Source organism: Ligilactobacillus hayakitensis DSM 18933 = JCM 14209 (genome assembly GCF_000615845.1).
Taxonomy (GTDB): Bacteria; Bacillota; Bacilli; order Lactobacillales; family Lactobacillaceae; genus Ligilactobacillus; species Ligilactobacillus hayakitensis.
In genome coordinates this window covers 1-756 of the sequence record NZ_BAML01000073.1, presented here as the reverse complement: position 1 = coordinate 756, position 756 = coordinate 1, and the positions used below count along the sequence as shown (strand labels likewise).

General features: G+C 32.1%; 1 protein-coding gene. It reads left to right on the top strand.

Annotated elements, in window-relative coordinates; genetic code table 11:
• Window positions 1-756 (top strand): RNA-guided endonuclease InsQ/TnpB family protein (locus tag JCM14209_RS08615; RefSeq protein ID WP_025023038.1); only part of this gene is annotated, 756 nt, incomplete at both ends.

Here is a 756-nt window from a genome sequence, read left to right as displayed (position 1 = left end):
GCGCGTGTGTTACAACAAACAGTTTCTGATTTGGCAAAAAGTTGGAAAAACTTTTTTAATAAAGCTCAAGTTGATTGGGGTAAACCCAAATTCAAATCAAAAAAAGCGCTTAGACAAGGCTTTAAAACAGACCGTGCTAAAATTGTAAATGGTAAATTAAGATTAGATAAACCCCGAGAAACTAAACACGTTTGGTCTGATATCAAGATTAAAGGTGCTAAATCGTTAGAAGGCGATTTGAAAGTCGTATCAATCTACCGAGAACGTGGGCATTATTATGCTAGTTTACCTTTTGAAATTACGATTAAGCATAAAAATAAGACTAAATCTAAAACGGCAGTTGACGTAAATGTGGGTCACATTAATTATACTGATGGAATGATCAATACCCTACCGAAGCAATTAAGTCGTAGGTATCAAAGAATTAAACATTATCAAAAAATGTTGAGTAAAAAAGTTAAAGGCAGTAATAATTACGTTAAAACGAGAACCAAGTTACAACGTGAATACGCTAAAGTAACTAATTTTCAACATGATTTAATTCAAAAGTTTACCACAAACTTAGTTAATGACTTTGATAAAATTGTGATTGAAGATTTAAACGTCAAGCAAATGAAGATGAGTCATGTTGCTTCTAAAGGTTTGCAACGGTCGATGTTTGGTTATTTCAAACAGGTTTTAACATATAAATGCGAATGGTATGGAAAAGAATTGATTTTAGCTGATAAATACTATCCAAGCACACAAAGATGTAGT